The organism is Deltaproteobacteria bacterium (assembly GCA_019308995.1).
Classification (GTDB): Bacteria; Desulfobacterota; Desulfarculia; order Adiutricales; family JAFDHD01; genus JAFDHD01.
Window position 1 is genome coordinate 1 of the sequence record JAFDHD010000153.1, and the last position, 6,182, is coordinate 6,182.

Annotated in this window: 5 protein-coding genes; 4 read left to right on the top strand and 1 reads right to left on the bottom strand. The window is 55.1% G+C overall.

Annotation, left to right across the window (positions count from 1 at the left end; all coding sequences use genetic code 11):
• Positions 1-47 precede the first annotated feature (47 nt).
• From JRI95_15890 to JRI95_15905, 4 genes are all read left to right on the top strand, one after another.
• A complete protein-coding gene (locus tag JRI95_15890; protein MBW2063024.1) occupies positions 48-221 on the top strand; it encodes a hypothetical protein in 174 nt (57 codons plus the stop codon).
• The gene (locus JRI95_15895) at positions 221-2,269 is read left to right on the top strand and encodes a penicillin-binding protein activator (GenBank protein MBW2063025.1); all 2,049 of its coding nucleotides are present in this window, start codon (positions 221-223) and stop codon (positions 2,267-2,269) included. Before JRI95_15890 ends, JRI95_15895 begins: the two co-directional genes overlap by 1 nt.
• A gap of 235 nt (positions 2,270-2,504) precedes the next feature.
• A complete protein-coding gene (locus tag JRI95_15900) occupies positions 2,505-3,419 on the top strand; it encodes an alpha/beta fold hydrolase (GenBank protein MBW2063026.1) in 915 nt (304 codons plus the stop codon).
• Between the two features lie 363 nt (positions 3,420-3,782).
• Complete coding sequence (locus JRI95_15905; GenBank protein ID MBW2063027.1) at positions 3,783-4,685, top strand: alpha/beta fold hydrolase; 903 nt, start codon at positions 3,783-3,785, stop codon at positions 4,683-4,685.
• Positions 4,686-4,802: 117 nt separating this feature from the next.
• On the opposite strand, the gene JRI95_15910 is transcribed toward JRI95_15905, so the two are convergent.
• Positions 4,803-5,999: an acyl-CoA dehydrogenase family protein gene (locus tag JRI95_15910; protein MBW2063028.1), complete on the bottom strand. Its 1,197-nt coding sequence runs from the start codon at positions 5,997-5,999 to the stop codon at positions 4,803-4,805.
• Positions 6,000-6,182: the final 183 nt, after the last annotated feature.

Genomic DNA, 6,182 nt, shown 5'->3' on the forward strand with positions numbered 1-6,182 from the left:
CGGACCGGGGGCCGGGGCCGGCGCCGCTCCTTCTGAGGAGGACGTTGTTGACGCCGACTTTGAGGAAGTTAAAAGCGATTGATGAAACCAGGTCGGGTGAGGAATCTCCTGGATTGGTCAGACCTTATGAAATATATACCAATCCGGGGACTTTCCCGGCATTGATCTCCCGTGGCCTTTCTTCCAGATACGATACAGCCTTTCAGATGAGTTATCACTGATGAAATCTTTTTTTCACGCCTCTGCTTTCCAACTCGTTGCCTTGGCGTTTCTGGCCTTTACCTTAAGCTGCGCCGGGCCGATCCTGCCTCAAAAAAAGGTAATAGTCATCCAGCCCCAGCCAGAGCCTTTGTCTAAAAAGCTGACCAAACGCCCTGTTCAAGAACCAGAGAGGCAAAGACTTTTTCATGAAGCAGAACAGGCTGAAAACCAGGCCCTCTATCCCGAGGCTCTGGAAAAATATCATGCATTTCTAAAAACTTACCCCAGCTCCCCGCTGACCGGTCAGGCACGCTTTTCTATAGGGCAGATTCGGGAACGGCTGGGGCAGCCTGAACTTGCTACCGCGGCCTACCAGGAACTCCTGCTCAAGAACCCCGGAAGCATCTTCGTCCCGGAGGCCCGCTATCGGCTCTTGATCCTGCTCATCAAAACCAGCCGATACGACGAGGCCATGGAAGTCTTGAGCCCTCTTCTTCACGAAACAACCGACCCGGAAAAATTAGATAGGCTCTACCTCCTGGCAGGAGAGGCCGAGGCGGGAAGACAGCATCGAACCCAGGCCCTCAGCTACTTTACCAGGGCCTATAACCTGGCTGAGGACCTGAATGATAAGTTTGAGGCCCGGGCCCGAGTCCTGGGCACCATCCTGAAGATGCCCCTCAAAGAACTTGTTCAAGCCAGATCAGAATTTCGTCAGGAATTCCCGGCCGGTCATATTTCTTATATCACGGCCTACCGCTATTTTCGCGAAGGTCATCGTCGTGAAGCCCAATTGGAGTTGAATTATTTTCTCAAAACCTTTTCCGGGCACGAACTGGCCGGGCAGGCTGGCGCTCTCCAAAGGGCCATCCAGGGTCTTGGACCGCCGCCTCCCCTGATTATTCCAGGAGCACAACTCGCAGAAAAAACTGCCGCGCCGCCAGAGAAAAAGCCGAGCGAGACAATCGGCGCCACTTCAACCTATCCATCATCTGACCTGGCCTGCCTCATGCCTTTGAGCGGCAGCGCCTCCAAATACGGCCACAAGGTGGTCAAAGGGCTTCGCCTGGCCTTTAAACTCTATGTTCCTCAAACCGAAGACTTCAAGTCTAATCTGATCGTACTCGATTCCGGTGGTGACCCGGACCAGACCATTCAGGCCCTGGACCGGCTGGCCTCTCAAACCGAAGTGTTGGCCGTCATCGGCCCCCTGACGACAAAAGTGGCTGAGTTCGCTGCCACTCGCGCCGAAGAGCTTTCACTGCCTATGCTGACCTTGACTCAGAAAGAAGGTATTCCCCAGGTTGGGAGGCACATTTTTCGGCTTTTCCTGACTCCAGAGGCTCAAGCACGGGCTGTGGCCGGGTATGCCGTCCAAATCCTGGGCTTTACACGTCTGGCTATCCTCCACCCTGAAGACGATTATGGTAAAAAGATGAGGGACACCTTCTGGGATGAAATCAACCGGCTTAGAGCGGAAATCGTGGGAGTTCAGCCCTACGATCCAAACACCACGGATTTTTCAGAACAAATTCGAAAACTTTCGGGCGTAAACAAGGTCGAACGTAAAGTCGAAGCAGGCCATGCGGCGGAGGTCAACTTTGAGGCGGTTTTCCTGCCAGATGGTTATAAGGCGGTCGCAATGATCGCCCCTCAATTCACCTATCACGACATCACCACCATCCGCCTGCTGGGCACCACGTTATGGCACACCCCACACCTCCTGACCACCGCGGCTCGATACGTTCAAAAATCCATCTTCCCGACGAGCTTTTATCCGGGCGTCGAACAACCGGAAGTACAGCGCTTTGTCAAAGCCTTTCGCCAGGAAAACGAAGGGCAAGACCCAGGACGGTTCGAAGCCTACGGCTTTGACGCCGGGACCCTGCTTCTTACCCTGATGGACAAGAATCAGGTCTTTTCCAGGCAAGACCTGATCAAGGCTCTCAGCAATTTGACCAACTTCCCCGGAGTAACGGGCAGTATCACCTTCACCCCAGAAGGTGAACTTAAAACCGAACCGGCCCTTCTGACCGTAATTGGTCAAAAATTCAAACTGGTTCAGTAAGACACCCGGCCGACCCGGCCGCTGCTTCCCTCCCTTCTCTCCCCTAGTATGCTCCTGGATCTGGAATTTCGCCTTGACCGCAATCTCATCCAGACTGTATAATTATCAAAGTCCGAGCGCGTGAAAAATCCGCCTTCAGGATGATCAATAATCTTTACTGCGGAACGACTGGCCAAGCATTATCCATGATTACCCTGTCTCTTTGATTGCGACGAGCAAGTCAGAAGGAGGACTTATGCTGCGATCCAAGCCTGAATGGCTCAAACCGCTGTTTCCCTGGGAACAAAAGGCACTTGAGGTCAACGGCCGCACCATGGCCTATATTGACGAAGGGGACCTGGAAGCGCGTCCGGTGCTTCTCCTCTCTGGCAACCCGACCTGGGGTTTTCTCTATCGAGATTTCATCCCCATACTCACCGAGGCCGGATACCGCGCCATTGCCCCTGACTGGGTTGGGGCCGGCTATTCGGACCATCCGCGTGTTGACACGGCCCTGACCCTGGCCCACCATATTGCCGACCTGGTCTCACTTATGGATCAGCTTCAGCTAAGGGACTTCATTATCGTGGGCCAGGATTGGGGCGGGCCGCAGGGAGTGGGCGCCGCATTGCAGCGGATTGAACGACTGGCGGCCGTTGTCCTCATGAACACCTGGCTTTACACCAGTTATGTCGGCAAGTTTCATTCCACGCCCCGGCCGTGGTTAACCTGGAATGCGCCGATCATCGGCCAGTTCTTTAATAAAACCTTGAAGGTCCTTTCCCACCGGGGGCCCACGGCCATCACCCAGCGCGGCATGACCGAAAATGAAGCTCGCGCCTACCACCACATCTATGACGAAAAAGACTCGGACCACGTCGTCCTGACATGGCCGCGCACCATTCCTTTGAAAGAAAATGATCGAGGCTGGGCTGACATGCAGGCCATAGAAGACAGGCTGCCCGAGCTGTCCGACATTCCGGTCCTGCTTCTCTGGGCTCCGGGAGACGTGGTTTTTCCCATTGAATACGCACATCACCTTAAGAAACTTCTGCCTCACGCCGAAGGGCCCATCGAGTTTGACAAGGCGGCTCATTTCATTCAAGACGACCGAGGCCCGGATCTGGCCCGCGCCATTGTTGATTTTCTGACACGGAAACTGGAGGGTTAAAAAATGCAGTTCATCACCCCAGAATCAGAAGAGTTACGGTATCTCCGCCCGGACCCGCTCCTGTGGGAGCAGGAGCTCGATGTCAGCCCCGAGATGGCGGAGGCTGTCGAGCGCGCCACTGGCATTCGCGCTGGAAGGGTTTATTGGCGCTCAGAACACGACCATCTTTATGCCTTCGAACTGGCCGACCTTGGCCGCGGCTATCCCTCCATGGCCATGATCTACGGCCACTGGGACCGCTATGAACCCCGTCCGCCCGAGCATGAAATCAATTCTGACATCCTGGATTTTTTAATCTGGGTGGCTGAGGTTTCAGGGGACTTTGATCCGCAGATAGTGGAGCGGCTGGCCCGACACCCAAACATGCCACAGGTATTTACCTGGCCGGAAGGGTCGGTTCTGCGCACGCCCGAGGAGCGGTTTGCCAACCTGCCAGACTACTCTTACGAACCGCAGTACGTGGAAATCGAGGGGTTACGCATGGCCTATGTCGAGCATGGCTCCGGAGACCCCATCTTGATGCTGCACGGCGAACCGACCTGGGGATTTCTATACCGCCGCATGATCCCGCCGCTGAGTTCGGTCGGCCGCGTCATCGTGCCGGACCTGATCGGCTTTGGCCGCTCAGACAAACCGGTGGCGGACAATGCTTATTCTTATAAGTCGCATGTACGGTGGATGCGCGCCTTTATCAAGGCGCTTGATCTTGAGCGCATCATGCTAATCTGCCAGGACTGGGGCGGATTGATCGGTATTCGAACCCTGGCCCAGATGCCGGATCTCTTTGCCCGCCTGGTGGCCATGAATACCGGCATTCCAGACGGAGCGGGGTCTACCAAGGCCTTCAGGGCCTGGCGACGCCTTTCCCAGCGGGTACGAGAACTCGATATGCCGCAGCTTATGCGTCAGGCCGTGCAGCGGACCTTGACCGATGCGGAAGCCGCGGCCTATGCAGCACCCTTCCCTTCAAAGGACTATCAGACCTGCGCCCTGCTCTTCCCCCGGCTGGTGCCCATACGGTCGAACCATCCGGGCGCTTATGATAATCGGGTCGCCATTGAGAAATTGAAGACACTTGACCTGCCGGTGCTTCTGCCTTTGGCCGATGGCGATCCGGTGACGCGTGGATTTGAGGGTTTAATGCGCGGTATTTTCCGCAACGTCGCTCCTTCGCTGCCCGTTAAAAATGCCGGTCACTTCATCCAGGAAGATGCTGGAGAAGAAGTGGCTGAACATGTTCGCGTCTGGATGAGCGAAACCGGGTAAGTACGGCAACCATTTTCCAAAAAAAAGAGGGCCTGCAAAGGCCCTCTTTTTATCACTCATTTCTGATTCGGAGTGAAAGGTAGGGGAAATTTTTTAGGCAATTTCCCCCGTCAAGAACTATTTCAACTTATCGCGGCTAAAGCCCAGGATATTTCTAGCAATGATCAGCATCTGTATCTGACCGGTGCCTTCAAAGATGTCGGTAATCTTACAGTCGCGCATGAACTTTTCCACGAGCCACTCGCGTGAATATCCGAGAGGCCCCAGAAGGGCCACGCATTTCTGGCAGACCTGCGTCGCGGCCTGACCGGCCTTGGCCTTACCAAATGACGCCTCCAGGCTGTTCCTTTCCCCGGTCTCAAGCATCGCTGCCGCGCGCCAGGTCAATAGGCGAGCCGCTTCGAGGTTGGCTTCCATTTCGATGATGTCTCGCTGAGTAGCGTTCAGAGAATGCTGGCCGCGATCATAGGGGAAGACGAAACCCTCCTCTTCAAATTTTTCCTTAGTAAAATCGAGCGCAGCCTGAGCCACGCCGATAGCCTGAGCGGCCACAGCGGGCCGGGTAACGTCAAAGGTCTTCATGACGCCCTTGAAGCCAGTGGCCGTTGTCTTTTTTGGCTTGATCTCCGGGCTGCCCAGGATGCTGTCGTAAGGGATGCGGCAGTCTTCAAAAACAATGGAGGCGGTGTCCGAAGCCCGGATGCCAAGCTTGTTTTCAAGCTTGGTCAACGTCATACCCGGTGTGCCTTTTGCGACAACAAAGCTCTTGATCGCGGCCCGGCCTAAGCTTCGATCAAGGGTAGCCCAGATGACCACGAGTTCACTGCGGGCGCCACCGGTGATAAAAATCTTCTCCCCGTTAATAACCCACTCATTTGTATCTGGATCAAGTTTGGCCATGGTGGTGATGGCCGCGGTGTCCGAGCCGGCGCCAGGTTCGGTGATGGCCATGGACGCATATTTCCCACCCCAACGCTCTCTTTGTTCAGGCGTGGCCACCGCACCGATGGCGGCGTTTCCAAGACCGAGGGAGGAGGCGCCGAGCGTAAGCCCGGGATCGCCCCAGGCCCGTTCCTCAGCGATTATGATCCCATTTACGGCTGAACCCCGGGGCGCTTTCTCTCCAGGCGGCGGGGCCATTTTCGCCATGATGGCCATACTTGAAGCATTGATTTCTTTAGCTTCTTTTATATCGTCGTGTTCATGCTCATATTCGTCATAATAATGAGAAAGTTTTCTTATGAGGTTCACATTCTGCTCACGGGCCACCTTTAAGGCTGCTTTGACCCTCGGTGCAATTTCAAAGTCTATCATTATATTTCTTCCTCCTTGAAAAGGTTGTTCCTGATCAGTTTATCTGGCCATGGGCCATTGTTCCAGGTGAGGGAGGGCTTGATCACCCGGTGGCCAGGCCTTCCATGGTCGCAAAAGCCCGGCCGTTCCGAAACCACATCTCCACCGGATGCTCGCGAATATATCCATGACCGCCCAATATCT